Origin of the sequence: Agrobacterium sp. CCNWLW32 (assembly GCF_037083425.1) — a bacterium.
Classification (GTDB): Bacteria; Pseudomonadota; Alphaproteobacteria; order Rhizobiales; family Rhizobiaceae; genus Agrobacterium; species Agrobacterium radiobacter.
This window is the reverse complement of sequence record NZ_JBAOJM010000005.1, coordinates 224,655-250,196: the sequence shown is the minus strand read 5'-3', so window position 1 is coordinate 250,196 and position 25,542 is coordinate 224,655. Positions and strand designations below refer to the sequence as shown.

26 protein-coding genes are annotated in these 25,542 nt (G+C 59.2%); 12 read left to right on the top strand and 14 right to left on the bottom strand.

All coding sequences use genetic code 11. The annotated features are described in order from the left end of the window. Positions 1-2: 2 nt before the first annotated feature. Entirely contained in the window at positions 3-1,199 is a 1,197-nt protein-coding gene (locus tag V6R85_RS13930; protein ID WP_174054412.1) for a multidrug effflux MFS transporter, read from the top strand. Positions 1,200-1,252: 53 nt separating this feature from the next. Here the strand turns inward: V6R85_RS13930 and V6R85_RS13925 are convergent, their stop codons facing one another. Further along, positions 1,253-2,476, bottom strand: a complete 1,224-nt coding sequence (locus V6R85_RS13925; protein ID WP_003505030.1) for an argininosuccinate synthase — start codon at positions 2,474-2,476, stop codon at positions 1,253-1,255. 315 nt (positions 2,477-2,791) lie between these two features. Here V6R85_RS13925 and V6R85_RS13920 point away from each other — a divergent pair, with 315 nt between their 5' ends. Further along, complete coding sequence (locus V6R85_RS13920; protein WP_060725388.1) at positions 2,792-3,646, top strand: SDR family NAD(P)-dependent oxidoreductase; 855 nt, start codon at positions 2,792-2,794, stop codon at positions 3,644-3,646. Between the two features lie 130 nt (positions 3,647-3,776). Next, positions 3,777-4,424 carry a LysE family translocator gene (locus tag V6R85_RS13915; RefSeq protein ID WP_003505033.1) on the top strand — a complete coding sequence of 216 codons (648 nt, stop codon included), beginning with the start codon at positions 3,777-3,779 and terminating at the stop codon, positions 4,422-4,424. Between the two features lie 39 nt (positions 4,425-4,463). On the opposite strand, the gene V6R85_RS13910 is transcribed toward V6R85_RS13915, so the two are convergent. The 7 genes from V6R85_RS13910 to V6R85_RS13880 all read right to left on the bottom strand — a co-directional run bounded on the left by V6R85_RS13910 (position 4,464) and on the right by V6R85_RS13880 (position 10,282). Next, positions 4,464-5,258 carry an ABC transporter ATP-binding protein gene (locus V6R85_RS13910; RefSeq protein WP_003505035.1) on the bottom strand — a complete coding sequence of 265 codons (795 nt, stop codon included), beginning with the start codon at positions 5,256-5,258 and terminating at the stop codon, positions 4,464-4,466. Next, on the bottom strand, positions 5,255-6,136 hold the full coding sequence (locus V6R85_RS13905; RefSeq protein ID WP_003505036.1) for an ABC transporter permease: 882 nt from the start codon (positions 6,134-6,136) through the stop codon (positions 5,255-5,257). The genes V6R85_RS13910 and V6R85_RS13905 overlap by 4 nt, the downstream gene beginning before the upstream one ends. 106 nt (positions 6,137-6,242) lie before the next feature. Continuing rightward, positions 6,243-7,196 (bottom strand): ABC transporter substrate-binding protein, encoded by a 954-nt coding sequence (locus V6R85_RS13900; RefSeq protein ID WP_111834652.1) that lies wholly within the window; start codon positions 7,194-7,196, stop codon positions 6,243-6,245. A gap of 108 nt (positions 7,197-7,304) precedes the next feature. Beyond that, complete coding sequence (rlmN, locus tag V6R85_RS13895; RefSeq protein WP_077998729.1) at positions 7,305-8,477, bottom strand: 23S rRNA (adenine(2503)-C(2))-methyltransferase RlmN; 1,173 nt, start codon at positions 8,475-8,477, stop codon at positions 7,305-7,307. A 266-nt stretch (positions 8,478-8,743) separates the two neighbouring features. Continuing rightward, entirely contained in the window at positions 8,744-9,247 is a 504-nt protein-coding gene (locus tag V6R85_RS13890) for an invasion associated locus B family protein (protein ID WP_003523183.1), read from the bottom strand. Positions 9,248-9,544: 297 nt separating this feature from the next. Then, on the bottom strand, positions 9,545-9,925 hold the full coding sequence (locus V6R85_RS13885; RefSeq protein WP_111834651.1) for a YkvA family protein: 381 nt from the start codon (positions 9,923-9,925) through the stop codon (positions 9,545-9,547). Between the two features lie 51 nt (positions 9,926-9,976). Further along, entirely contained in the window at positions 9,977-10,282 is a 306-nt protein-coding gene (locus V6R85_RS13880; RefSeq protein ID WP_111834650.1) for a 4a-hydroxytetrahydrobiopterin dehydratase, read from the bottom strand. 58 nt (positions 10,283-10,340) lie between these two features. Here V6R85_RS13880 and V6R85_RS13875 point away from each other — a divergent pair, with 58 nt between their 5' ends. Beyond that, positions 10,341-10,820, top strand: coding sequence for a low molecular weight protein-tyrosine-phosphatase (locus tag V6R85_RS13875; RefSeq protein WP_111834649.1), 480 nt, complete (start codon positions 10,341-10,343; stop codon positions 10,818-10,820). Here V6R85_RS13875 and thpR read toward each other — a convergent pair. Continuing rightward, on the bottom strand, positions 10,754-11,347 hold the full coding sequence (thpR, locus tag V6R85_RS13870) for an RNA 2',3'-cyclic phosphodiesterase (RefSeq protein ID WP_003505049.1): 594 nt from the start codon (positions 11,345-11,347) through the stop codon (positions 10,754-10,756). The two genes, V6R85_RS13875 and thpR, sit on opposite strands and share 67 nt — an antisense overlap. Positions 11,348-11,415: 68 nt before the next feature. Continuing rightward, positions 11,416-12,066 (bottom strand): arylesterase, encoded by a 651-nt coding sequence (locus tag V6R85_RS13865; RefSeq protein ID WP_020812115.1) that lies wholly within the window; start codon positions 12,064-12,066, stop codon positions 11,416-11,418. A 91-nt stretch (positions 12,067-12,157) separates the two neighbouring features. Between V6R85_RS13865 and V6R85_RS13860 the strand changes: the two genes are divergently transcribed. The 3 genes from V6R85_RS13860 to V6R85_RS13850 all read left to right on the top strand — a co-directional run bounded on the left by V6R85_RS13860 (position 12,158) and on the right by V6R85_RS13850 (position 16,382). Next, complete coding sequence (locus V6R85_RS13860; RefSeq protein ID WP_060725382.1) at positions 12,158-12,868, top strand: ABC transporter ATP-binding protein; 711 nt, start codon at positions 12,158-12,160, stop codon at positions 12,866-12,868. Continuing rightward, positions 12,865-15,426, top strand: a complete 2,562-nt coding sequence (locus V6R85_RS13855; RefSeq protein WP_111834648.1) for an ABC transporter permease — start codon at positions 12,865-12,867, stop codon at positions 15,424-15,426. Before V6R85_RS13860 ends, V6R85_RS13855 begins: the two co-directional genes overlap by 4 nt. A 218-nt stretch (positions 15,427-15,644) precedes the next feature. Then, positions 15,645-16,382, top strand: a complete 738-nt coding sequence (locus tag V6R85_RS13850) for a Bax inhibitor-1/YccA family protein (protein WP_003505056.1) — start codon at positions 15,645-15,647, stop codon at positions 16,380-16,382. Positions 16,383-16,508: 126 nt separating this feature from the next. Here the strand turns inward: V6R85_RS13850 and V6R85_RS13845 are convergent, their stop codons facing one another. The 3 genes from V6R85_RS13845 to acnA form a co-directional block, all read right to left on the bottom strand. Further along, positions 16,509-16,901 (bottom strand): DUF2794 domain-containing protein, encoded by a 393-nt coding sequence (locus V6R85_RS13845; RefSeq protein WP_003505057.1) that lies wholly within the window; start codon positions 16,899-16,901, stop codon positions 16,509-16,511. Between the two features lie 399 nt (positions 16,902-17,300). After that, positions 17,301-18,041: a DUF1223 domain-containing protein gene (locus V6R85_RS13840; RefSeq protein ID WP_003505058.1), complete on the bottom strand. Its 741-nt coding sequence runs from the start codon at positions 18,039-18,041 to the stop codon at positions 17,301-17,303. A 189-nt stretch (positions 18,042-18,230) separates the two neighbouring features. After that, complete coding sequence (gene acnA / locus V6R85_RS13835; protein WP_020810179.1) at positions 18,231-20,924, bottom strand: aconitate hydratase AcnA; 2,694 nt, start codon at positions 20,922-20,924, stop codon at positions 18,231-18,233. 268 nt (positions 20,925-21,192) lie between these two features. Between acnA and ccmA the strand changes: the two genes are divergently transcribed. The 5 genes from ccmA to V6R85_RS13810 all read left to right on the top strand — a co-directional run bounded on the left by ccmA (position 21,193) and on the right by V6R85_RS13810 (position 24,295). Beyond that, on the top strand, positions 21,193-21,834 hold the full coding sequence (ccmA, locus tag V6R85_RS13830) for a heme ABC exporter ATP-binding protein CcmA (RefSeq protein ID WP_111793370.1): 642 nt from the start codon (positions 21,193-21,195) through the stop codon (positions 21,832-21,834). Between the two features lie 202 nt (positions 21,835-22,036). Continuing rightward, positions 22,037-22,696, top strand: a complete 660-nt coding sequence (ccmB, locus tag V6R85_RS13825; RefSeq protein WP_003505065.1) for a heme exporter protein CcmB — start codon at positions 22,037-22,039, stop codon at positions 22,694-22,696. Between the two features lie 60 nt (positions 22,697-22,756). Then, positions 22,757-23,518: a heme ABC transporter permease gene (locus V6R85_RS13820; protein WP_111834639.1), complete on the top strand. Its 762-nt coding sequence runs from the start codon at positions 22,757-22,759 to the stop codon at positions 23,516-23,518. 4 nt (positions 23,519-23,522) lie between these two features. After that, positions 23,523-23,696 (top strand): heme exporter protein CcmD, encoded by a 174-nt coding sequence (gene ccmD / locus V6R85_RS13815; RefSeq protein WP_035221713.1) that lies wholly within the window; start codon positions 23,523-23,525, stop codon positions 23,694-23,696. Further along, entirely contained in the window at positions 23,693-24,295 is a 603-nt protein-coding gene (locus tag V6R85_RS13810) for a DsbE family thiol:disulfide interchange protein (protein WP_003505071.1), read from the top strand. The genes ccmD and V6R85_RS13810 overlap by 4 nt, the downstream gene beginning before the upstream one ends. Positions 24,296-24,311: 16 nt before the next feature. Here the strand turns inward: V6R85_RS13810 and V6R85_RS13805 are convergent, their stop codons facing one another. Next, positions 24,312-25,493, bottom strand: coding sequence for a GGDEF domain-containing protein (locus tag V6R85_RS13805; RefSeq protein ID WP_162695550.1), 1,182 nt, complete (start codon positions 25,491-25,493; stop codon positions 24,312-24,314). Positions 25,494-25,542: the final 49 nt, after the last annotated feature.

Here is a 25,542-nt window from a genome sequence, read left to right as displayed (position 1 = left end):
CAATGTCACCAGAAACGATCATGTCCAGAAAGCGCACGGCCATGCTCGGTGCGCTGCTGACGGCGCTGGCGCCAATTTCCATGGCCATCTATACACCGGCCATGCCGGAGCTGACGCGGGTTTTCGCCACGACAGAGTCCGCCATAAAACTCAGTCTCTCGCTTTATTTTGCGGGTTTCGCGATCGCGCAACTGCTCGCCGGCCCAGCCTCCGACGCCTTCGGGCGGCGCAAGGCAAGCCTCGTTTTCCTGTCCATCTTTCTGGGCGGAGGATTGCTTGCCATTTTCGCACCGACAATCGAAGTGCTGCTCCTTGCCCGGCTTATCCAGGGTATCGGGGCCTCCGTCGGCATGACGGTGGCGCGCGCCGTGGTGCGCGACCAGTTCACCGGCGCCGATGCTTCCAGCATCATGAACCTCATCGGTATCATGCTGGCCGTTGGCCCCGCCATGGGCCCGACAATCGGCGGGCTTTCACTTGCGGCTTTTGGCTGGCAATCGGTATTTTTCCTCATGGCCGGCCTCGGAGCTCTGGCCATCTTCTCCGTCGTGGTTTTTCTGCGCGAGACGACGATCCCGGACAAGAGCCTGATCCGCCCGCGCCGCCTCCTGTCGGCCTATGGGACCTTGCTGAGCACGCCGCGTTTTCTTCTGGCCGCACTGGTGCTCGGCGGGTCGATCGGCGCGCTTTATGCGCAGGCCACCATGCTGACCTTCATCCTCATCAACGAGGTCGGCATGACACCCACCGCTTTCGGTGTTGGCATGCTGATGCAGACTGGTGCTTATTTCTTCGGCTCCATTGCCCTGCGTTATATCGCACCGCGACTGGGTGACCGTCGTTCGGTCGTCCTCGGTCTCTGTTTTTCGGCGGCAGGCGGTCTTCTCATTCTGCTGTCAGTGTTCCTGATACCCCCATCCTTTCTCTCGATCATGGGACCCGTGGCCGTCGCGACGATCGGCATTGCCTTGCTGACGCCTTCGATGGTAACGGCAGCCCTTGCCCCTTTTCCGCATATTGCCGGCTCGGCCTCGGCAATGATGGGCTTCATCCAGATGGGCTCTGGTTTTGCGGGCGGCGCTGCCGCCTCGGTCATCGGCTCGCCACTCACCGGCTTCGGCATCATCATTCCGGTGATGGAATTCACGGCCGTTGCCAGCTATATCGGCTTCCGCATCGTTTCCAGAAGAGAGACATAAAAAACCCGCCGGCGTCACCGCCCGCGGGTTTCATTATTTCCATTCCAGCAGAATTATTTGCTGAGGTTACGCTTGGCCAGTGTGCGCAGGCGCAGCGCATTGAGCTTGATGAAGCCCGCTGCATCCTTCTGATCGTAAGCCCCGTGGTCGTCCTCGAAGGTCACCAGCGCGTCGGAATAAAGCGACTTGGCGCTCTCGCGGCCGGTTACCATGACATTGCCCTTGTAGAGCTTCAGCGTCACTTCACCTTCGACATGTTCCTGGCTCTTGTCGATCAGTGCCTGCAGCATTTCACGCTCGGGCGAGAACCAGAAGCCGTAATAGATGAGCTCGGCATAACGCGGCATCAGCTCGTCCTTGAGGTGGGCCGCGCCCCGGTCGAGCGTGATGGATTCGATGGCGCGATGTGCAGCCAGCAGGATGGTGCCGCCGGGTGTCTCGTAAACGCCGCGCGACTTCATGCCGACAAAGCGGTTCTCGACCAGATCGAGACGACCGATGCCGTTTTCACGGCCATAATTGTTGAGCGTGGCGAGAAGCGTCGCGGGCGACATTTCAACACCGTTGATGGAGCAGGCATCGCCCTTGCGGAAACCGATCTTGATGACGGTTGCCTTGTCAGGAGCGGCTTCCGGAGAAATGGTGCGCATATGCACGTACTCAGGCGCTTCCTGTGCCGGGTCTTCCAGAACCTTGCCCTCGGAAGAGGAATGCAGGAGGTTGGCGTCGACGGAGAAAGGCGCTTCGCCCTTCTTGTCCTTGGCGACCGGGATCTGGTGCTGTTCGGCGAAGTTCAGGAGGTCGGTACGGCTCTTGAACGTCCAGTCACGCCAGGGCGCGATGATCTTGATGTCAGGGTTCAGCGCATAGGCCGAAAGCTCGAAACGAACCTGGTCGTTGCCCTTGCCGGTGGCGCCATGGGCAATGGCGTCCGCGCCGGTCTTCTTGGCGATTTCAATCAGATGCTTGGAAATCAGCGGACGGGCAATCGAAGTGCCGAGCAGATAGACGCCTTCGTAGACGGCGTTGGCGCGGAACATCGGGAACACGAAATCACGCACGAACTCTTCGCGGACGTCCTCAACGAATATTTCCTTGATGCCCAGCATCTCGGCCTTCTTGCGCGCCGGCTCAAGCTCCTCGCCCTGACCGAGATCGGCAGTGAAGGTCACGACTTCAGCGCCGAGTTCCGTCTGAAGCCATTTCAGGATGATCGAGGTGTCGAGACCGCCGGAATAGGCGAGAACGACTTTCTTAACGTCTTTCGGGAGTGCCATAGTGATGTCCATCTGCATGATGACGGCATCAGGACACCGCCATTTCCTCGGGATTTCGGCACTTTTACAGTGCAACCCGAAATGTGTGAAGCGCTTTTCCGTGAGATAAGCGACAAAACAATTGATGGGCGCGTATGACGATGGGCGATGACCGGCCGCGCCGACGGGAACGAAGCAATTGTCACATGCATTTAGAAAATTCGCGCTTTATCATAAAGCGGCGCGATCGACTTGAAGACCGTGAATGAAGCCACTCAGGTTCAGGCAACGTTGCAAACCGCTGGAAACAGCAGAAACGACGCGAAGGAGAAACCTATGACGACCATCCACCCCGCATTCAAGGAAGATAATGTCGCTGTCATAACAGGTGCGGCATCCGGCATCGGACTTGCCGCCGCCCGCAAATTCGCCACCTTTGGCATGAGCGTCGTGCTCGTCGATCTCGATGGCGAAAAGCTCGCCGCAGCCCATGCGGATATTCTGACCGTCGCCAAGGACGGTGAAGCGCAGATCGTCGCCATCCCGACCGACGTATCGAAACTCGATGAGCTGGAGGCGCTCGAACGCGCGGTTATCCAGCGTTTCGGGCGTGTCCACGTCCTCATGAACAATGCCGGCATCCAGCCGGGCAGCGCCATCTTCGGACCGCAGTCCAACTGGGAAAAAATTATCGGCGTCAATCTGATGGGCGTCGTGAACGGTAGCCGCGTTTTTGGCCAGGGCATGATCGCCCACGGCGAGCCGGCGCTCATCATCAATACCGGCTCGAAACAGGGCATCACCACGCCTCCCGGTGATCCCGCCTATAATGTCTCGAAGTCCGGCGTCAAAACCTTCACGGAGGCGCTTCAGCACGAATTGCGCAATGTTCCGAACGGCGCGGTTTCCGCCCATCTCCTGATTCCCGGTTTCGTCTTCACCGGCCTCACCGCCCATGGCAGGACGGAAAAGCCTGAAGGAGCATGGACCGGTGAACAGACCGTCGATTTCATGGTCGAAAGCATTGGCAGGGGCGATTTCTACATTCTCTGCCCGGATGGCGAGGTAGACCGCCCGACGGATGAAAAGCGCATTCTCTGGGCGGCCTATGACATCGTCCAGAACCGCCCCCCGCTGTCGCGCTGGCACACGGAATATTCCGCCGCCTTCACCAGCTTTTTGAAAAACTGAACTTTCAGCCGCCGTGCCTGAAAGGTGCGGCGGCTATTCTCTCCCGCAGGCGCGTCGCCGTTCAAAAACATTGGCAGAAGCACGAAACCGCGTTAAGCAACGGCAATCTCCAGAATTTACGGGTGCCGCGATGGATTTCGTTCCAAGCCTGCCAACACTGATCGCCTTCACCATCGCCATTCTGCTTCTGGCGGTGACGCCGGGTCCTGATATGACGCTCTGGATCAGCCGCTCCCTGCGCGAAGGCCGGGCGGCGGGCTTCATGACGCTGGTGGGAACAAACATCGGCATCACCGTGCATACGATGCTGGTCGCTTTTGGCGTCGCCGCCCTCATCGTCGCCTCACCGACCGCCTTCATGATCCTGAAAACAGGCGGCGCCGCCTATCTGGTGTGGCTCGCCATCCAGGCGATCCGCAAGGGCTCGGATTTCGTGATGGTGAAAAGCACCGGCGAAAGGGCGCAGGCCTCCCTGAAATCGGCCTTGCTGAACGGCATCTGGGTCAATCTGCTCAACCCCAAGGTCATCATCTTTTTCATGACCTTCCTGCCGCAATTCGTCAGCGCCTCCGATCCGCATGTGACCGGCAAGCTGATCTTCCTCGGCATCTGGTCGATCATCGTCGCACTGCCGATCGGCATCGGCATTGTTGTCGCCGCCGATGTTCTCTCCGCCTGGCTGCAACGCAACCGGAAGGTTCTGCGTGGATTGGATTACACGATCGCCGGCGTCTTCTCGATTTTCGCGGTCAAGATTTTCTTCACGCAAACGCGCTGAGGGCAAACAAAAAAGGCGCCGGAAGGCGCCTTTTTGCGATCAACCGATGAGCAACTCGTCATCATCAAGCTTCTGGCCGCGTATCTTGCGGAACATGTCGATCAGGTCTTCGACCTCGAGATCCTTGCGGCTGTCGCCGGAGACGTCGAGCACGATTTCACCGGCATGCAGCATGATCGTGCGGGTGCCGTAATCCAGCGCCTGACGCATGGAATGGGTGACCATCAGCGTCGTCAGCTTGCGCTCCGACACCACCTTGCGGGTCAGCTCCATCACGAATTCCGCCATGCCGGGATCAAGTGCGGCCGTGTGTTCATCGAGCAGCAACACGTCCGAGCCGGATAGCGTCGCCATGACAAGCGACACAGCCTGCCTCTGGCCGCCCGACAGAAGATCCATGCGGTCCTTCAGGCGGTTTTCCAGACCGAGGTTGAGCGAGGCGATACGCTCCTTGAAGAAATCCCGCCGCCCGCGCCCAAGCGCCGGCAGAAGGCCGCGGCGTTCACCACGCGATGCCGCGAGCGCCAGATTTTCCTCGATGGTGAGCGCGCCACAGCTGCCCGCCAGCGGGTCCTGAAACACGCGCGCCACCCGTCCCGCCCGGCTGGCGGTCGACTTGCGGGTAACATCGGCGCCACCGATCATCACCTTGCCCGCCGTCGGCAGGACATCGCCCGCCAATACGCCGAGCAGCGTTGATTTACCGGCACCGTTAGAGCCGATGACGGTGACGAAGGAACCATCCTCGATGGTAAGGTCAATCTTGGACAGCGCCTGCTTTTGCAGCGGCGTGCCGCGCCCGAAAACGACCTGAATATCGGAAAGGGAAATCACGATGTTGCTCCCCCGCGGCGCAGTCGGGGCAGGATCAATGCGATGGCCACCAATACCGCTGTTACGAAATTGAGATCGGATGCCTTGAGACCCAGCACATCGCTCGACAAAGCGAGCTGGATGGCGAGACGATAGGCGATGGAGCCGAAGACACAGCCGATAAGGGCAATCAGAATGCCGCGCGCACCGAACAGCGTCTCACCGATGATGACGGCGGCAAGCCCGACGACGATGGTGCCGACACCGGAGGTCACATCGGCAAAACCATTGGTCTGTGCGAAGAGTGCGCCGCCAAGGGCGACCAGAGCGTTTGAAAGCGCCATGCCGAGATAGATCTGGTTACCGGTCTTCACGCCCTGCGCCCGCGCCATCCGCGCATTGGCACCGGTGGCCCGCATGGCGAGGCCGGCATCGCTTTCAAGAAAACGCCAGACAAGAATGACCGCGATCAGCACCAGCGCGCCGACGAAGAGCGGCCGCACCAGATATTCCGACAGGCCGAGGCCGTAAAACGGTGAGATCATCGTGTCCTGATTGAGCAGCGCCACATTCGGTTTCCCCATCACCCGCAGATTGACGGAAAAAAGCGCGATCATCGTCAGGATCGAGGCAAGCAGGTTGAGAATCTTGAAACGGACGTTGAGCGTTGCGGTCACGATCCCGGCGGCGGCACCGGCAACCATTGCAATCGCCGTCGCGACCCAGGCATTCAGACCGGCGATGATCAGCACGGCAGCCACAGCGGCGCCAAGCGGAAAAGAACCGTCCACGGTCAGGTCAGGAAAATCAAGCACGCGGAAAGCGAGGTAGACGCCGATCGCCACGAAAGCGAAGACCAGTCCCAGCTCCACGGCACCCCAGAAGGCGATTTGGCTCACGGTAATGTCCTTGTTATTGCCGCCATCAGGCGGATACGGGCACCGTCTCGTGCCACGTAAAACGGGCGGCGAAATGCCGCCGCCCGCAATTCAGTCTGGTTTCGGTTCAGTCGATGACCTTGGTGGCGCGCTTCGTGACGCTTTCGGGGAAGGTAACGCCAGCCTTTTCAGCGGCCTTCTTGTTGATCACCAGATCGGTACCGACAGCAACGGTTGCCGGAATGTCGCCCGGCTTTTCACCCTTGAGGATGCGGACAACGACCGCGCCGGTCTGTTTGCCAACGTCGAAATAGTTGAAGCCGAGGGCCGCAACCGCACCGCGGGCAACGGAATCCGTATCGGCGGCGTAGAGCGGGATCTTGGCTTCGGAAGCAACGCCGGCTGCCGCCTCGAAAGCGGAAACGATGGTGTTGTCGGTCGGAACGTAGATCACGTCAGCCTTGCCGACCAGCGCGCGGGTTGCGCCCTGCACTTCGGCGGACTTGGTGGCGACGGATTCGACGATCTTGAGGCCAGCCTTTTCAGCTTCAGCCTTCAGCAAAACGAGCGTCGAGGCGGAGTTGGCTTCGGCCGAGTTGTAGATGAAGCCGATGGACTTGGCGTTCGGCGAGATTTCCTTGATGAGCGCCAGATGTTCGCCAACCGGCAGCATGTCGGAAAGGCCGGTCACGTTGCCGCCGGGCTTTTCCATGCTCTTGACGAGCTGCGCGCCGACCGGATCGGAAACTGCCGTGAAGACGACCGGAATGTCGCGCGTGGCGGCAACGACGGCCTGGGCGGACGGCGTGGAGATCGGCACGATAACGTTCGGAGCGTCGCCCACGAACTGACGCGCGATCTGCGCTGCGGTGCCGGGATTGCCCTGCGCGGACTCGTACAGGAACTTGAGGTTCTCGCCTTCCTTGTAACCGGCTTCGGCAAGGGCGGCCTTCACGCCATCGCGAGCGGCATCGAGCGCCGGATGTTCAACAATGGCGGTGACGGCGACGGTGACGTTTTCGGCCTTGGCGGGCAGAACGAGGGCGCTCGCGGCAGCGAGAGCCAGAATGAATGCGCGCATGGATATCCTCCTGTTGGTTCCCTGTTTTCGTCTTCTTAGGAACAAGACAGTCTGAAATCAATCAGAGAACCGCAGCAAATCAAGCTTTATGGCGCAATTGCGGCTGATTCAGTCATCCGCACCGTGGTTTGCGATCATCATCGCCTCGAAAGCCAGCCTTTCGGTCTTGCGCATGCGCTCGGATTCCGACTTCAGCTGACCGCAGGCGGCGAGGATATCGCGGCCGCGCGGCGTGCGGATCGGCGAGGCATAACCCGCCTGATTGATGAAATCGGCGAACTTCTCGATCTGCGCCCATTCGGAGCACTGGTAGTTCGTGCCCGGCCATGGATTGAACGGAATGAGGTTGATCTTGGCCGGAACGCCCTTCAGAAGCTGCACCAGCATCTTGGCATCTTCCAGGCTGTCGTTGACATCCTTCAGCATCACATATTCGAAGGTAATGCGGCGAGCGTTGGAGAGACCCGGATAATTGCGGCAGGCCTCGATCAACTCCTTCAGCGGATATTTCTTGTTGATCGGCACCAGCATGTCACGCAGGTCGTCGCGCACCGCATGCAGCGAAATCGCCAGCATGACGCCGATCTCATCGCCGGTGCGGAAGATTTCCGGCACGACGCCGGAGGTGGAGAGCGTGACGCGGCGCTTGGAGAGCGACAGGCCATCGCCATCGGTCGCAATCAGGAGCGCGGTCTTCACATGCTCGAAATTATAGAGCGGCTCACCCATGCCCATCATCACGATGTTGGAAACCTTGCGGCCTTCGCTCGGCACATAGGCGCCTACCGGGGTCGAACCATCGGGAAAATCGCCGAGCCGGTCACGAGCCAGCAGCAGCTGGGCCAGAATTTCCTCAGCCGTCAGGTTGCGCACCAGGCGCTGCGTACCGGTGTGACAGAAGGAACAGGTCAGCGAACAGCCGACCTGGCTCGATATGCACAGCGTGCCGCGCCCTTCTTCGGGAATATAGACCGTCTCGATCTCGACAGGACGTCCCGCACCACGCGGCGGAAAGCGCATCAGCCATTTGCGGGTGCCGTCATTGGAGATCTGCTCCTCGACGATTTCCGGGCGGGCAATGGTGAAGGCCGCCTTCAGCTTCTCGCGAAGCTCCTTGGCGACATTGGTCATATTGTCGAAATCGGAGACGCCGCGCACATAAAGCCAGTTCCACAACTGGCTGACGCGCATCTTCACCTGCTTCTGCGGCACGCCGATCTCGGCCAGCGCCTCGCCCATTTCCTCACGCGTCAGGCCAATCAGTGACGGCTTGCCGGACATCAGATCGCTATTGGCGATCAGCGGGGTTTTGACTGCCAGGCCGGCAGGGGCTTGCATTACGGACATCACGCTATCCCATCATTCCATGCATCGCACGACCGACCTGTCGGATAGGCGGAAAATCGTCTGCATGTCGAGAAAATCAAAGGCGGAGCACTTTTCGCGCATCCGCCTGTCAATGTTGCCGCGCCTTTAGCATCAAACTGGCAAAAACGCAAATGGCCGGTCAATGACCGGCCATTTTCAGATGCGATGAAGCGCCAGGATTACTTGCAGCTCTCGATCTGCTTGAGAGCTGCCGAAATACCCGACAGCGAATAGGAATAGGATGTCGCGGTGCCGCGGCCTGAGACTGCCTTGACGGTCATGGACTTGCCGCCCTTCATGGCAGCAACGAGAGCCGGTTCTTCAGCGGCGTTCTCAACCCAGGCAGCCTTGTCCTTGGTGAACATGACGAAGTTCTTATTGTCGATCGTCACATTGACCTTGGAGCCCTGCTTCAGCGGATAACCCACCATGGCCTGCGGCTCGTAGGAGATGTTCTGGCCGGGGCGCTGCGACACGATGAAGAAAATATCGCCGTGATCGACGCTCGCCGGTTCCTTGGCGGTCGGAATGGAAAGAACGTAGCAGACGGTGCTGTTGCCCGATTTGTACGAATAGGCACCCCATGCATTGAACTGCTGGATGCGCGTGGGCGACTGTGCAGATGCTACGCCGACGCTGGTCAGCAAAATGGCCGCTGCGGTTGCTACACTTCTTACAAACATAGAATTTCCTGCCGGGTTATTGTCTTCCATTGGCCCGAAGCAGCGGCGAGCCCAGTTTCTGGATCGGCCACGTTCAGGTGCGGATCGTCTTTTCTCATTGTGGTCGGAAAGCGGTTACCAAACCGTCAACAACACGCATAAAATGCCGGAAACGTCTTGCGGTGTTACAGATTGGCGACTTCCCGACGCCCTGAGGAGAACGGCGTGGCACGCCCTTCCCTCGTGTGTAAGACACATAAATTCAGGCAAGAATTTGTCACCCGCCGGGCTCTGCCGGACGGACACATCACAGAGACGTTACCCGGCTTCCCGCTGTCGCTTCAGCATGGCGTCAGCGGCCTCGTAGTGCTCCATCTTGATATGAGCGCGGATCATGGCAAGCGCTGCCGTGATGACGGCAATATCATCGGTAAAACCGATGACGGCCAGCACGTCAGGCACGGCATCCATCGGCATGATGAAATAGGCAAGCGCCGCCAGGATGATACCCTTTGCACGCAGCGGCGTGTCACGGTCGATCGCGCAATAATAGGCCGCCGCCGCATCGCGCGCGAAGGGCACTTTTGACATCACACGCTTCAGCTTGGGCCAGAATTTCGCCCGCACCGCATTTTCACGCTCCTGCTGCCTGTCGGTTTCACCCGGCAGAAGAATTTCACCGATTTTCACATCATCCATGATCGACGGTCCTCCGGTCACGGCTATTATATGGGATTTAAGGTCCGCCGTTCAATTGCTTCGGCCCGCAGCCGCCTTCTGCATGGCTTCGGCCAGAAGAAAATCCCGCTCCGTCACTCCCTGTGAATCATGCGTGGTGAGGCAAACCTTGACCCGCGAATAGACATTGGACCATTCGGGATGATGATTAAGCCTTTCCGCAACAAGTGCGGATTCGGCCATGAAACCGAAGGCTTCCGCAAAACTTGAAAACTTGAAGGAACGGATGATCGCCGCCCCGTCTTCTCGCAGGGACCAGCCCTCGAGTTTCGACAGGGCCTGCCGGATGGCGTCCGGCTCGAGTCTGGGATATTTCATGAACTTGCCTCCGCTTGAGACCCATTAACGCTTCAACGACCGGATCGACGCATATTCCATGAAACATACAGCTATTCTTTTTGTCTGCATGGGCAATATCTGCCGCTCACCGATTGCCGAAGGCGTTTTGAGACATCTTGCCGATGACGCGGCCGTGTCTGACCAGCTCGCTATCGATTCCGCCGGCACCGGCGGCTGGCACGCGGGTGAAGCGCCTGATCCCCGGTCCATCGCCATGGCGCGACGGCACGGCATCGATATTTCAAGTCAGCGGGCAAGACAGGTCACCCGGACAGATTTCGAGACTTTCGACCTGATACTCGCCATGGACGAAAACAATCTGGCGAACCTGCTTCAATCGAGCCCGGAAAAGCATCGGCACAAAATCCATCTCTTCATGGATTATGCCGTTGGCCGTCGTGAGAACGTCCCCGATCCCTATTACGGTGCCGAGGACGGGTTCCTTGGCGTCTACAACATGCTCTTGGCAGGATGCAGGTCGTTGCTCGAAAAGATGGAGCTGGACCGGGCCTCGTGAAGCGGGAACGCCTCTTCAACGATATAGGGCCCGCCGCCCACCGATTCCTTCGACGACATCAGCACAAAACGTCCGACCGTGAAGGGCGAGGTGCGGAAGTTGCCGCGTCCGGAAAGATAATGAACGACATCGTCCAGGCGCGATGAGCGCAGCCGCGCCAGCGTGACATGCGGCATGAACTTGCGCGGATCGGGCGGGAGACCGATCCTCTGGCAGATTCTCTCGACTTCCGCCTGCAGCGCATGCATTTCCGGAGAGGGAGAAACCCCGGCCCATATGGAATGCGGTTTCTTGGAGCCGAAGGACCCCATACCGGTGAGATTGAGCTGGAATTCCGGCCTTTCGATCCGATCCAGCCTGTCCACGACCTCATCGGCGGTCCGCCCGTCGATGTCACCGATAAAACGCAGGGTTATGTGATAATTCTCCACATCGATCCACCGGGCTCCCGGCAGACCACCGCGCAACAATGAGAGGCTCATAGCCGCATTGCGCGGAATTTCGAGGGCGGTAAACAGTCTCGGCATGGCGAGCTCCCCGAATCTCTTGGCAGAACAAGCATAGCGAATCACGCAATGCAGATGGGCGCAAGTGCTTATTTTTTTTGCGCACCGATTGTCTTGATGAAGCTTTCAACAGCCGGCAAAGATTTTTCAACCATCATCGCCACACCACTGGTATTGGGGTGCATCTTGTCATCCAACTTCAGCGCATCATCCGTCACCACGCCATCCAGAAAGAAGGGATAAAGCGGCAGGTTGTATTTTTCGGCAAGCTTCGGAAAGATCGGATTGAAGCGCTTGGCGTAATCTTCGCCCATATTCGGCGGCGCCATAATGCCGACCAGCAACACGGCTATGTTGCGCTTCTGGAAGCCGGAAATGATGGTATCGAGGTTCTTTTCGGTCTGTTCGGGGGGAATTCCGCGCAGAGCGTCATTGGCGCCGAGTTCCAGAATGACCCCATCAGTACCATCGGGAACCGACCATTCCGCCCGCGCCAGGCCGCCGGAAGAGGTATCGCCGGACACACCGGCATTGGCGATGGCGACATTGACGCCCTTGCCCTTTAATGCAGCCTCAAGCTGTGCGGTGTAGCTGTCGGTTGGGGGCAGCTGATAGCCAGCCATCAGGCTGTCGCCGAGGCCGACCAGTTGCCATGTCCGCTCCTGAGCCGTGACAACAGTGGCGGAAAAGGCGGTAGCGAAAATGACGATGAAGTGAAACAGGGCAGCTTTAAATCTCATCACGGCTTTCCTAACTTGGTTCCCATTGTCTGAAATACCGACCGCATCGACCGCCAGACCGTTTTCATCACCCTATATAGGAACGAGAATTGTGACGAAAAGCATCATAGAGCTGAAGAAAGCCGACCTCACGCTCGGCAATGCCGCCGCCTCCGTTCACGTTCTCAAGAACATCAATCTTTCAATCGGAGAGAGCGAGGCGGTTGGTATCGTCGGCCCCTCCGGCTCGGGAAAGTCGACGCTTCTGATGGTGCTTGCCGGTCTCGAGAGGCTCGATAGCGGTGAAATCATCATCGCGAATACGGAACTGCACAAGCTCGGCGAGGACGCGCTGGCGGATTTTCGCGGCCGGAATATCGGCATTGTTTTCCAGTCCTTCCATCTCATCGCCAACATGACGGCACTGGAAAATGTCGCCGTTCCGCTCGAACTGGCAAACACCCCGAACCCCTTCGAGATCGCCAGGCGCGAACTCGTCGCCGTCGGTCTCGGTGAACGCCTGAACCATTATCCCGGCCAGCTCTCCGGCGGCGAACAGCAACGTGTCGCCATCGCCCGCGCGCTTGCCCCCTCACCGGCCGTACTGATTGCTGATGAACCGACCGGCAATCTCGATACCGATACCGGCAGGCAGATCGCTGATCTTCTTTTTGCCAAACAGGCCGAGCGCGGCATGACGATGATCCTCGTCACCCATGATCCGTCGCTTGCCGCCCGCTGCTCACGGCAGATCAAGGTGCGCTCCGGCGAGATAGAGGGCGACAGCGCGAAGCCCCAGATTGCGCGGGCGGTATCGGCATGACTGGATCTGTTCTCCCGTCTTTTGCCAATGTCAGAAACGCCGCGAGGCTCGCACGGCGAGAAATTCGCGGCGGCCTTCGAGGCTTTTACATTTTCCTTGCCTGTATTGCGCTTGGAACCGGCGCCATCGCCGCCGTCAATTCCGTCTCACGCGCGGTCACCAGCGCCATTGCCACGGAAGGTCAGTCCATACTGGCAGGCGACGTGCGTTTCGAACTGCGCAACAGGGAAGCAACGCAGGAAGAACGGGCCTATCTCGATGGGCTAGGCACCGTCGCGGTTTCCACCGGGCTGCGCTCCATGGCGCGCCTTGCCGACGGTTCCGAACAGACGTTGACTGAGGTGAAAGCCATAGACGGCTCCTATCCGCTCTTTGGCACCTTCGTTGCCGAACCCAACCGGCCGTTAAGCGAGCTTCTGGCTGGCACCGGCGACACCTATGGCGCCATCGCCGCACCGCTTCTGCTGGAACGGCTCGGCATCAAGGTCGGCGATGAAATCCTGCTCGGCAATGTGAAGCTGAAACTGACCGGCACCGTGGTCGACGAACCGGATGCGCTGTCTGACGGCTTCGGTTTTGCTCCAAGGCTGATGGTCAGCCGCGATGCCCTTTTTGCTTCTGACCTCGTTCAGACCGGAAGCCTGGTCGAACACGCCTACAAGATCAGGCTGAACGATCCTTCGTCACGGCCAACGATGAACGACGCGGCCAACAAGGCCTTTCCCGATGCCGGTTGGTCCATCCGCACCAGCGACCGGGCGGCACCCTCGCTCACCGAAAACGTCAACCGCTTCTCGCAATTCCTGACGCTGGTAGGCCTCACCGCCCTCATCGTCGGCGGTGTCGGCGTCGCCAATGCCGTCCGCGCGTTTCTGGATTCCAAACGCACCACGATCGCCTCGCTGAAATGCCTGGGCGCACCGGCCTCCGTGGTCACCATGACCTATCTCTTCCAGATCGCCTTCATTGCCGCCGTCGGCATCGTCATCGGCCTTGTGGTCGGCGCCGTCGCGCCACTCATCGCCATGCGGTTTCTGGAAGGCGTATTGCCTGTACCGGAAGAGCTCGCCTTTTACCCCGGCGCTCTCGGTCTCGCCGCCCTGTTCGGCCTCCTGACCACGTTCGCCTTCGCCATCGTTCCCCTTGGCCAGGCGCGTGAGGTTCCGGCAACCGCGCTTTTCCGCGAGCAGGGTTTCGAAGAAGGAAGCTGGCCGTCCTGGCCCTATCTGGCCGCAACCGGTCTGCTGCTGGCGGCGCTTGCCGCCCTCGCCATCTTTTCGGCGGAAGACCGCTTCATCGCCTCGATCTTCCTTGCGGCCATCGCTTTTGCCTTCGTGGTGCTGCGACTGGTGGCTGCGGGCGTAAAGGCCATCGCCAAGCGCAGCCCGCGCGTTCATTCGGCTGCGCTGAGGCTGGCGATCGGTAATATTCACCGGCCGGGCGCACTCACCCCCTCGGTCGTTCTTTCGCTCGGCCTCGGGCTGACCCTCCTCGTAACGCTCACCCTGATCGACGGCAATCTGCGTCGCGAACTGACGGACAGCCTGCCGGAACAGGCACCGAATTTCTTCTTCGTGGATATTCAGGGCAGCGAAGTTCAGGGCTTCCGCGATCTTTTGAAGCAAGAAGCGCCGGAAGGAGCCCTGACCGAAGTACCGATGCTGCGCGGCCGCATTCTGGCGCTTAACGGCGAGGACGTGACAAAAATGGACGTGCCATCTTCCGGACGCTGGGTGCTGCGCGGTGACCGGGGCATCACCTATTCCCAGGAAATTCCTGAAAACGCGACGCTGACGGAGGGAACATGGTGGGGGCCGGACTATAGCGGCGAGCCGCTGGTCTCCTTCGCCGCGAAAGAGGCGGGGGATCTGGGCCTCAAGATCGGCGACACGGTCACCGTCAACGTGCTCGGACGCAGCATAACGGCCAAGATCGCCAATCTGCGCAACGTCGAATGGGAATCACTGTCGATCAATTTCGTCATGGTGTTTTCACCGAACACCTTCCGCGGCGCGCCGCATGCGTGGCTGGCAACGCTCGCCGACCCTTCCGCAACCGCCGCCGACGAAGGCCGCATATTGCGCGCTGTCACCAACGCCTATCCGACGATCACCAGCGTGCGCGTGAAGGATGCGCTCGACGTCGTCAACCGCCTTGTCGGCCAGCTTGCCACCGCCATTCGCGCCGCTGCCGCCGTCGCGCTGATAGCCTCCGTCCTCGTTCTCGCCGGCGCTCTCGCTGCCGGCAACCGCGCGCGAACCCACGACGCGGTCATCCTGAAAACGCTGGGCGGCACACGAAACCTGCTCATCCGCGCCTTCTCCTACGAATATATGATGCTCGGTCTCGCCACCGCCGTCTTCGCGCTTTTCGCCGGCGGCGTCTCCGCATGGTTCGTGATCGCCCGCATCATGAAGCTGCCCTCCAGCTTCCTGCCGGATGTGGCGATCGGAACCCTCGTCGTCGCCCTCGTCATGACTGTCGGCATCGGGCTCATCGGCACATGGCGCATTCTCGGCCAGAAGGCGGCGCCGGTTCTGCGGCAGGCGGGAGAATGATCATCGGTTGTGCCCCGCTTAACTTTAGCGATTAATTCTTTGTAATGATCGCCAAAACGTGAGCGCTTTTCGCGCATATGGTGTCTTTTCAACTGGAAAAGGCCTTGTATCGGACACGTTCTGCCATCATATTCTTTGGCAGGCTTGCTGAAGCTCCGCAGCGGCGCCCGGGAGGTATCCCGACACCGTAGCAATTACGGAGCTCAAAAGAGGACACAATGGCTGACTTCAATAACTACCAGAACCGCATGGCGCAGACCCGTGCACAGACTGGTGCGATGATCGATGAAGGTCTCCGCGCCTATATGCTGAAGGTTTACAACCTGATGGCGCTGGCTCTGGTCATCACCGGCGTTGCGGCTTTCGCAACCTATTCATTCGCTGCGTCCAACCCTGCCTTCCAGCAGCTGCTTTATGCATCTCCGCTGCGCTGGGTCATCATGCTCGCACCGCTGGCACTGGTTTTCTTCCTTAGCTTCCGTATTCAGAATATGAGCGTTTCCGCCGCGCAGACGACATTCTGGGTCTATGCCGCGCTGATGGGCGTGTCGCTGTCGTCGATCTTCATTGTCTTCACCGGCCAGAGCATCGTCCAGACGTTCTTCGTGACCGCCGCTTCGTTCGGTGCGCTCTCGCTTTACGGTTACACGACAAAAAAGAACCTTTCCGGTCTCGGTTCGTTCCTGATCATGGGTCTGTTCGGCCTGATCATCGCTTCCATCGTCAATATCTTCCTTGCATCCTCCGCACTGCAGTTTGCGATTTCCGCAATCGGCGTACTGATCTTCGCAGGCCTGACCGCCTACGACACCCAGAAGATCAAGGAAATGTACTTTGACGGCGACGATGTTGCCGTGGCTGGCCGCAAGGCCATCATGGGCGCGCTGACGCTCTATCTCGACTTCATCAACCTCTTCACCTTCCTCCTGCAGTTCCTCGGAAACCGCGACGACTAAGGTTAAGAGTTCTACTGACAGACATGCGAAAGGCGGCCCTTCGGCCGCCTTTTTATTTGCGAAGATTTCCTCACCCCTATCCGCGAGAGCAGGCTGTTCCTGCGAATAGTCCGCTCCTGTTAAAGCTCATTCAATGAGCTTCAGAACCTTGTCGAAAACTTTCAGAACCTGCGGCAATTCATGGCCACGTTTGAGAATGCGGCCATCCGTATTCACCACGCAATAGGCACCCTGTTTTGCCCCCAGCTTGGGGTTTTTCTCGATCCTGAAAAGCGGCATTTCACCTGATCGCTTGAAGACGGAAAACACCGCCTTTTCCTTCAGGTGATCGATGGCGTAGTCACGCCACTCGCCCTCTCCCACCATGCGGCCATAGATGCGCAGAATCGCATCCAGCTCGCGCCGGTGAAAGGTGACCGGCAAAGGGTCCTTGTTCTTTTTATATTCCCGGAGATCGATAACGGTGGAATTGTCACGTGAAGCGGTCTGCACCTGCTGCACATCCGGTTGATCGGTCATCCAATACCTCCGATTCCACCCAAATCATCCATGCAGTGTGAGCCTGAGGGGGCGAAATTGCAAGTCTTTGCACTACCATGGCGCACAGGACCGGCAATTCCAGGAAAGGTTTGACAGGCCTCGAATTGCAGCCGATCCAGAAGGCGCCAGCACGGAATGGCGCCCCATCCATCCCTCTGGAGGGACTGCCGACAGCAAAGGCAGAGGTTAAAAATGGTAACCATTTAGGCAGCCATTTTCACATGGCCTGCCGTATTTCGGTCAAACCATGGCCCGAATTGGGTGGAATAGTCCTATTGTCAATTGATGCCTAGGCACCAAGATGACCCGGTCCGGTGCATTGACCCTTTACCCCCAGCCCCCAATGCCCGGACCGGATCTTCCATCGCCCACAGGCGATCAGGGGGTTTCATTTCCAAGCAGGATACTTGCGCCGACAATTGCCGCGGGATCGCCGCCGGCATTTGCCGTCTGCAAAAGCACCGCGCAGCCGCCCTTTTTCACCTTTGCCACCACGCTCGCCGGAAGCTTCACTGTCATCGGTGAACCATCCCACATGCCGACGGTTTGCACGTCATAGACGCTGTGCCAGTAGGACATTTTTTTCCCCTGGTTATCCCCCTTCTGCACATCAACCGTCTGTTCGCGCGTGAAATAGGCGACTACGACATCGGCCCTGCCGCTGCCGGCACCGATATCGATCTCCACCTCGTTTCCGGAAAACTTCGACGAGACCGGGACATTCAGTCCCTTGCCTTCGCGCTTGAAAGCATCGAGCCTGTCGTAAATTCCACGGACATCCGCGCCCTTGACGTGGTCGCGACCATTCAGAATGGCCTGCGGCGTATAGACCCCGTTACGGCCGAGTGCGCGCATATAGCCATATTGCCGATCGGTATTTTCCTTCGATGCCAGCGAATCCGTCCAGCCCAGATAGTTCCAGTAATCGACATGGTAGGAAAGACCGACGACATCGCCCTTCTGGATCATCTTGCGCAAGGCTTCATCCGCCGGCGGGCACGAGGCACATCCCTGCGATGTGAACAATTCGACGACGCCCTTCACAGCTTCCTGCGCCTGCGCGGAGGTGACGAGAAACGTGCCGAGAAGACATATCGACAGGGGGAATTTCAGCGGCATTACAAAAACCTTTGTCCGGAAGAGATCCAGACGAATTGATGCGATCAATCCTGCCGGGATGCAAACCGGAAAATAACGTCTATTGCCCTTCAATAGAAAGTCACGAAGGGGTGAGCGACAATCACAAAAAAAGAGACTTGAAACGGAAAGACGCCGGGATTCCGCCCGGCGCCTTAGATTTTCAAAGCTTTACGCGACCAGATCGCGAAGAACGGTTTGCAGAATGCCGCCATTGTTCATGTAGATCACTTCATCAAGCGTATCGATGCGGCAGAGAAGCGGAACTTCCTTCACCGTACCGTCGCTGTAGGTGATCTTGGCGATCTTCTTTTCACGCGGCTTGATTTCACCTTCGAGACCATCGATCTCGACGATTTCGTCGCCCTTGAGGTCGAGGCTCGCCCAGGTCGTGCCTTCCTCGAAAACGAAGGGAACGACACCCATGCCGACGAGGTTCGAACGGTGGATGCGTTCGAAGGACTGCGCGATGACGGCCTTGACGCCGAGCAGGTTGGTGCCCTTCGCCGCCCAGTCGCGGGACGAGCCGTTACCATATTCGACACCGGCGAAGATGACGAGCGGAACGCCTTCCGCCTTGTATTTCATCGCGGCGTCATAGATCGACATCTCTTCCTTCGACGGATAGTGGATGGTGTAGCCACCTTCCTTGCCGTTCGGGCCGAGCATGTGGTTGCGGATGCGGATATTGGCGAAGGTGCCGCGCATCATCACTTCATGGTTGCCACGGCGCGTGCCGTACTGGTTGAAGTCGGCCACGGCAACGCCGTGCTCCGTCAGATAGGCACCAGCAGGCGAAGCAGCCTTGATCGAACCGGCCGGAGAAATATGGTCGGTGGTGATCTTGTCGCCGAAGAGACCGAGGACGCGCGCGCCCTTGATGTTCTTGAGGCCGGTGCCCTTTTTGCCCATGCCGACGAAATAGGGCGGGTTTTGAACATAGGTGGACTGGTCGTCCCAGGCATAGGTCTGGCCCGGCGGAACCTGAACGGCCTGCCAGTTCGCGTCACCCTTGAACACGTCAGCATACTTGGTTTCGTAGAGCTCACGGGTGACGTATTTCAGGATGAATTCCTGGATTTCCTTGGAGGTCGGCCAGATATCCTTGAGATAGACCGGGTTGCCGTTCTGGTCGTCGCCGATCGGCTCCTTGGTCAGATCCTTCTGGACGGTGCCGGCAAGCGCATAGGCCACGACGAGCGGCGGCGAGGCCAGATAGTTCGCCTGCACGTCAGGCGAGATGCGGCCTTCGAAGTTGCGGTTACCAGAGAGAACACCTGATGTGATCAGGCCCTTGTCGTTGATCGTCTTGGAGATCGCAGGCGGCAGCGGACCGGAGTTACCGATGCAGGTCGTGCAGCCGAAGCCGACGAGGTTGAAGCCGATCGCATCGAGATCCTTCTGCAGACCGGACTTGTCGAGATATTCGGCAACAACCTGCGATCCCGGTGCCAGCGAAGTCTTCACCCACGGCTTGGACTTCAGCCCCTTGGCGACAGCGTTGCGGGCGAGAAGGCCGGCAGCGATGAGAACCGAGGGGTTGGAGGTGTTCGTGCAGGAGGTGATGGCGGCAATCGCCACATCGCCGTGACCGAGATCAAAAGCTTCGCCTTCGACAGCATAGCGGCTGTTGATCTGGCCGGGCTTCTTGTAGTCGTTCTCGAGAGCCGTTGCGAAATTCGGCGCAATGGTTTCGAGCGGCAGACGGCCTTCCGGGCGCTTCGGACCGGCCATGGAGGGCACGACGTCACCAAGATCGAGTTCCAGCGTGTCGGTGAAGACGAGGTCGGAACCATCGCCGGTGCGCCACATGTCCTGCGCCTTGGAATAGGCTTCGACGAGCGCGATACGATCCTTGGCACGGCCGGACATGGTCAGGTAGTTGATGGTTTCGCCGTCAACCGGGAAGAAGCCGCAGGTCGCGCCATATTCCGGGCCCATATTGCCGATGGTCGCACGGTCGGCCAGAGACATCGAATCAAGGCCGGGGCCGAAGAATTCGACGAACTTCGATACCACGCCCTTCTTACGCAGCATCTGCACGACCGTCAGAACGAGGTCGGTCGCGGTGACGCCTTCCTTCACCTTGCCGGTCAGCTTGAAGCCGATGACCTCGGGCAGAAGCATGGAGACCGGCTGGCCGAGCATGGCAGCTTCAGCCTCGATACCGCCGACACCCCAGCCGAGAACGCCGAGACCGTTGATCATGGTCGTATGCGAATCCGTGCCGACGCAGGTATCCGGATAAGCGATCGTCTCGCCGTCCTCCTCCTTCGTCCAGACGGTCTGGCCGAGATATTCGAGGTTGACCTGGTGACAGATGCCTGTGCCGGGCGGAACCACGCGGAAATTCTTGAACGCCTGCTGGCCCCACTTCAGGAAGCGGTAACGCTCGCCGTTGCGCTCATATTCCAGTTCAACGTTGCGGGCAAAGGCGCTCGGCGTGCCGAATTCATCGACGATAACAGAGTGGTCAATGACGAGATCGACGGGAACCAGCGGATTGATCTTTTCCGGATCGCCGCCAAGAGCCTTGATACCGTCACGCATGGCGGCAAGATCAACCACGGCGGGAACACCGGTGAAGTCCTGCATGAGAACGCGGGCGGGGCGGTAGGCGATTTCGGTTTCGGTCAGGCCCTTGTTACCAAGCCATTCGGACACCGCAAGGATATGTTCCTTGGTGACGGACTGGCCGTCCTCGAAACGCAGCAGGTTTTCCAGAAGAACCTTCATGGAATAGGGCAGCTTGGAAACGCCCTTCAGGCCATTGGCTTCAGCCTTGGGAAGGCTGAAATAGACGTAATCCTTACCGCCAACGGTAAGGACGGAACGACATTTGAAACTGTCGAGTGATTTGGGCATGGATAAAAACCCCGCTTACACTGATAGCCAACACGTTCGTGCGGACACCTATGCACTCATGCACATCAGGATGCGGGTACGACCATTTCCGCTGTCCGCACGTGAAAATTGCTCCTCGCAATCGTCAAGTCCGGCGCAAGATGATGTTCACGCCGGCCGCTGGCGTGTTGACACCCATATAGATAATTTCAGACAAACGTGCCAGACCATTCAACCAAGCTAATCGATTTTTTTATCGAGACGACGAAATCTGAAACGGAACCGCAGCATGGATTTGACGGCGGAAAATCTTGGCGTGCGACGCGGCGAAGATTTCATATTCATGAATATTTCCTTCAAGTTAAGCGACGGAGAGGCGCTGGTGCTGACCGGGCGCAACGGCTCGGGAAAATCCACGCTGCTGCGCACGGTGGCGGGTCTGCTGCGTCCCGAGCAGGGACGGATTAAGATAGCCGGCGAAGGAATTGAGCCGGACATGCGCCCCTCGGAGGCCTGCCATTATCTCGGCCATCGCAATGCCATGAAAACCGAACTGACCGTTTCGGAAAACCTGCGCTTCTGGAAGGATTTCCTCGGTGACTTTCCCGGCGGCAGGGGCATGGCGATTGATGAGGCCGCGGAGATCGTCGGCCTTGCCGGTATTACCCACCTGCCCTTCGGTTATCTCTCCGCCGGCCAGCAGCGGCGGTTTGCCATGGCGAAGCTTTTGATTGCCTGGCGACCGGTGTGGATTCTCGATGAGCCGACCGCGGCGCTTGATAAGGCTGCGGACGGAATGTTTACCGATCTTGTGAAAAACCACCTTAGAAGGGGCGGGATTGTACTTGCTGCGACCCATCAGCCGCTGGGGTTGGAGAATACGCAGGAATTGCAGATGACGGGGTTTGCAGGGGTGGAGGCTTGGGCATGATGGTGATGTGCGTGCGGCTTACCCCCCTCTGCCCTGCCGGGCATCTCCCCCTCAAGGGGGGAGATCGACTCGCGGTTAGGTCTCGACAATCTCAACGTTTGAGAATGAAGCGTCGGGAAAGCCTCCTGCTGATCTCCCCCCTTGAGGGGGAGATGCCCGGCAGGGCAGAGGGGGGTAACGCCGCGAACACGAGGACGCCCCAATGACCGCCCTCTTCCTCCGCGATATCAAACTCTCCATCCGCGCCGGCGGCGGCGCGCTGATCGGCGTGCTGTTCTTCATGACCGTGGTTGCCGTCATCCCGTTCGGCGTCGGTCCCGATCTCAACCTGCTCGCCCGCATCGGCCCGGCCATCGTCTGGATCGGCGCGCTTCTATCAGCTCTTCTCGGCCTCGACCGGCTGTTCCAGGCCGAACGGGATGACGGATCCCTCGATCTGATCCTGATGCAGGAAACCCCGCTCGTCCTGACCGTCTTCGTGAAATGCCTGGCGCACTGGGTCACGACCGGTCTGCCGCTGGTGCTTGCCTCGCCGCTGCTCGGCCTGTTCATGAACATGGACGAGGTGGCGATCGGCGCCGTCATGCTCACCCTTCTCGTCGGTTCACCCGCCATTACCTTCATCGGCGCGGTGGGCGCAGCGGTTGCCGTTGCCCTGCCGCGCGGCGGCCTTCTGGTCTCCATCCTCGTCCTGCCGCTCGCCATTCCCGTCTTGATCTTCGGCGTCAGCGCTTCCTACGCAGCCGTGCAGGACCCGGCGCCCTTCATGCCGCCATTTCTCATCCTCTGCGCGATCACGTTATTTTCAGCCGTGACCGGCCCTTTCTTTGCCGCTTTGGCATTGCGCAATGTTATGGATTGATGAAGCACCGATTGACAGGGATCAATTGCGGGACGGCCATTCTCGGGTTACACAAACGGCATGAACGAGCAGACCTTCACCATCACCAAATTCAGTGATCTCGCCAACCCCACGCGGTTCCTGGCGCTGGCGGCACGCATTCTGCCTTGGCTCGCGGCTCTGACAGCACTGGTACTGGCATCAGGCCTTTATCTATCCTTCACCACCGATGGCGATTACCAGCAGGGTTATACCGTGCGCATCATGTATGTGCATGTCCCCTCCGCCTGGCTTGCCATGATGTGTTATTCGGTCATGGCGATCTCTGCGATCGGCACCCTCGTCTGGCGTCACCCGCTCGCGGATGTCAGCCATAAGGCCGCCGCCCCCATCGGCGCCGCCTTCACGCTCATCGCACTCATCACCGGCTCGCTCTGGGGCAAACCCATGTGGGGAACCTGGTGGGTATGGGACGCACGGCTGACCTCCGTTTTCGTGCTTTTCCTGATGTATCTCGGGCTCATCGCACTCAACCGGGCCATGGATGATCCGTCCAGGGCGGCCCGCGTCAGCGCCGTGCTGATCCTCGTCGGTTTCGTGAATATCCCCATCATCAAATTTTCGGTCGAGTGGTGGAATACGCTTCACCAGCCGGCAAGTGTCATCCGCATGGGCGGTTCCGCCATCGATGCGGAATTTCTCTGGCCGCTTCTGACGATGGCCATCGGGTTCACGCTGCTGTTCTTCACCTTGCATATCGCCGCCATGCGCAATGAAATCTGGCGTCGGCGTGTCGCAGCGCAACGGCGGCTTGCCGCCCGCATCGCGAACCGGGAGGGCTGAGAGGATGACACACGCCTTTTATATCGGCATGTCCTATGCGGCCACCGGCCTCGTCGTTCTCTGTCTCATCGCCTGGGTCGTCATGGACGGCCAGGCGCGCAAACGGGAACTGAAAGAACTGGAGGCCTCCGGTGTGCGCCGCAGGGCAAGAGCCGGTTCCGCAGGTGACGCGCAATGACGCAGGCCAACCACGACGACACCAAAGCCAAAACGACGGGCCGTGCACGTTATGCGCTGGCGCTTCTCCCGTTGCTGCTGTTTGGCGGTTTCGCCCTCATCGCCGGCAAGATGCTCTACGATCAGGACGTGAACGGGCTTGACATCAGCGCCATTCCCTCGGCGCTTATCGGTACCAAGGCACCCGCCCTGTCGCTACCGCCGCTGGAGGGCTCGAACCTTCCGGCGCTGACCGATACCGCCATCAAAGGCAGGCTGACGCTGGTCAACGTCTTCGCCTCCTGGTGCATTCCCTGCCGGCAGGAGCACCCGCTGCTTCAGGAATTGGCGAAGGACGACCGCATCACCGTCGTCGGCATCAATTACAAGGACAAGCAGGATAATGCGCTGCGTTTCCTCGGCGAGCTCGGTAATCCCTTTGCGGCGATAGGCGTCGATCCGAACGGCAAGGCGGCGATTGACTGGGGTGTCTATGGTATTCCCGAAAGTTATCTGGTCGGCGCGGATGGCACGATCCTTTATAAAAAGGTCGGCCCCTTCGATGCCCGCAGCGTCGAACGGGACCTGCTGCCAGCCATCGCGGCCGCAGCCGGGAAATAACCCACTCCGCAAGGTATCACCCCTTGGTAACGACCCTCAGCGACGGGCCTTCAGCCGGCAGACGCATGCCTTCCAGCACGACTTGGTCGCGACCGCCACGTTTTGCGGCATAGAGACTATCATCGGCACGCTTGATGGCATCGTGGATTGAATGATCCCCCCTCGCGACGGCCGAGACACCGAAGCTTGCCGTGATCTGGCTGGTTACACCCCGGTTGCGCCAATCGAGCGACGAAAGACCTGTACGCATGCCATTGGCAAGTTGGCCGGCTGCGGCAGCCGTCTGGCCGGGCAGGAAGACAACGAATTCCTCACCGCCAAAGCGCGCCACCAGCGCATCCCCGGGCGCGTTTTTTCTGAGAAGATCGGAAAGGCCGATGAGAACGATATCTCCTGCCGCATGACCGTAGACGTCGTTGATGCGCTTGAAATGATCTATGTCGCAGACAATGACCGCGCCCTCAGGCGTATCGTTGCGAAAATCGGGAACACGGTGATCAAAGCCGCGGCGGTTCAGCACGTCAGTCAGAGGATCATGTTCCGCCGCATGCAGATGCCGGTCGACGGTGACGGAAATCTGGCTCGCAAGCACGGAAAGCGCAAGCAGGAAACCGAAAATGCTCGCGGCGAGCTGCATGTAGAAGGCATAATCCGACTCGAAGAATTCGCTGAGCTCGATCATTGAGCCCCCCGGCGTCATCACCAGCAGCATGCCGATGCGCACCAGCGTTTCCACCACCACAAGACAGGCAATTCCCACCATCAGCCTGTCGGCGAGCGCGACGGGGCGCTTTCGCACGAGCCAGACCGGGATCGCAAGCAAAAGGGCGCAGACGAGATCGCCAATGACGAGCTCGCGTTTCAGATCCGGCGTGATGAAAACATGGAAAGAGACCAGCAACACCGCAACCACGACGATCGACAGTCGGGCCGCGGTATGAAGCGGCCGGTCAAAATGGGTAAGCAGCGCGTGGCCATAGAGGAAGAAGGCGGAGAAGAACAACAGGTTCGAAAGGATCGCCTGGACTTCGAAAGGCAGGCCACCGAGCACCAGAGGCGTCGCAAAACCAAAGGCCGCCGAAAGATATCCGATACCCCAATAGCGGGCGGAAGCGTGACCGATCCTCTGCAGGAACAGGAACACCACGCCGAATGTCAGCATGATGAAGGGGAGAAGATAGGCGAAATTATCTTGCAACGGGTTCTGCCAGGAAGAGACGGGTCTTTGAACCCGGACGATACCGCAA

Bases quoted from the DNA above. Each gene is read 5' to 3' on its own strand.
- V6R85_RS13930 (WP_174054412.1), top strand. From the start codon at position 3: ATGTCACCAGAAACGATCATGTCCAGAAAGCGCACGGCCATGCTCGGT.
- V6R85_RS13925 (WP_003505030.1), bottom strand. From the start codon at position 2,476: ATGGCACTCCCGAAAGACGTTAAGAAAGTCGTTCTCGCCTATTCCGGC.
- V6R85_RS13920 (WP_060725388.1), top strand. From the start codon at position 2,792: ATGACGACCATCCACCCCGCATTCAAGGAAGATAATGTCGCTGTCATA.
- V6R85_RS13915 (WP_003505033.1), top strand. From the start codon at position 3,777: ATGGATTTCGTTCCAAGCCTGCCAACACTGATCGCCTTCACCATCGCC.
- V6R85_RS13900 (WP_111834652.1), bottom strand. From the start codon at position 7,196: ATGCGCGCATTCATTCTGGCTCTCGCTGCCGCGAGCGCCCTCGTTCTG.
- rlmN (WP_077998729.1), bottom strand. From the start codon at position 8,477: ATGTCCGGCAAGCCGTCACTGATTGGCCTGACGCGTGAGGAAATGGGC.
- V6R85_RS13890 (WP_003523183.1), bottom strand. From the start codon at position 9,247: ATGTTTGTAAGAAGTGTAGCAACCGCAGCGGCCATTTTGCTGACCAGC.
- V6R85_RS13885 (WP_111834651.1), bottom strand. From the start codon at position 9,925: ATGGATGATGTGAAAATCGGTGAAATTCTTCTGCCGGGTGAAACCGAC.
- V6R85_RS13880 (WP_111834650.1), bottom strand. From the start codon at position 10,282: ATGAAATATCCCAGACTCGAGCCGGACGCCATCCGGCAGGCCCTGTCG.
- V6R85_RS13875 (WP_111834649.1), top strand. From the start codon at position 10,341: ATGAAACATACAGCTATTCTTTTTGTCTGCATGGGCAATATCTGCCGC.
- thpR (WP_003505049.1), bottom strand. From the start codon at position 11,347: ATGCCGAGACTGTTTACCGCCCTCGAAATTCCGCGCAATGCGGCTATG.
- V6R85_RS13865 (WP_020812115.1), bottom strand. From the start codon at position 12,066: ATGAGATTTAAAGCTGCCCTGTTTCACTTCATCGTCATTTTCGCTACC.
- V6R85_RS13855 (WP_111834648.1), top strand. From the start codon at position 12,865: ATGACTGGATCTGTTCTCCCGTCTTTTGCCAATGTCAGAAACGCCGCG.
- V6R85_RS13850 (WP_003505056.1), top strand. From the start codon at position 15,645: ATGGCTGACTTCAATAACTACCAGAACCGCATGGCGCAGACCCGTGCA.
- V6R85_RS13845 (WP_003505057.1), bottom strand. From the start codon at position 16,901: ATGACCGATCAACCGGATGTGCAGCAGGTGCAGACCGCTTCACGTGAC.
- V6R85_RS13840 (WP_003505058.1), bottom strand. From the start codon at position 18,041: ATGCCGCTGAAATTCCCCCTGTCGATATGTCTTCTCGGCACGTTTCTC.
- acnA (WP_020810179.1), bottom strand. From the start codon at position 20,924: ATGCCCAAATCACTCGACAGTTTCAAATGTCGTTCCGTCCTTACCGTT.
- ccmA (WP_111793370.1), top strand. From the start codon at position 21,193: ATGGATTTGACGGCGGAAAATCTTGGCGTGCGACGCGGCGAAGATTTC.
- ccmB (WP_003505065.1), top strand. From the start codon at position 22,037: ATGACCGCCCTCTTCCTCCGCGATATCAAACTCTCCATCCGCGCCGGC.
- V6R85_RS13820 (WP_111834639.1), top strand. From the start codon at position 22,757: ATGAACGAGCAGACCTTCACCATCACCAAATTCAGTGATCTCGCCAAC.
- ccmD (WP_035221713.1), top strand. From the start codon at position 23,523: ATGACACACGCCTTTTATATCGGCATGTCCTATGCGGCCACCGGCCTC.
- V6R85_RS13810 (WP_003505071.1), top strand. From the start codon at position 23,693: ATGACGCAGGCCAACCACGACGACACCAAAGCCAAAACGACGGGCCGT.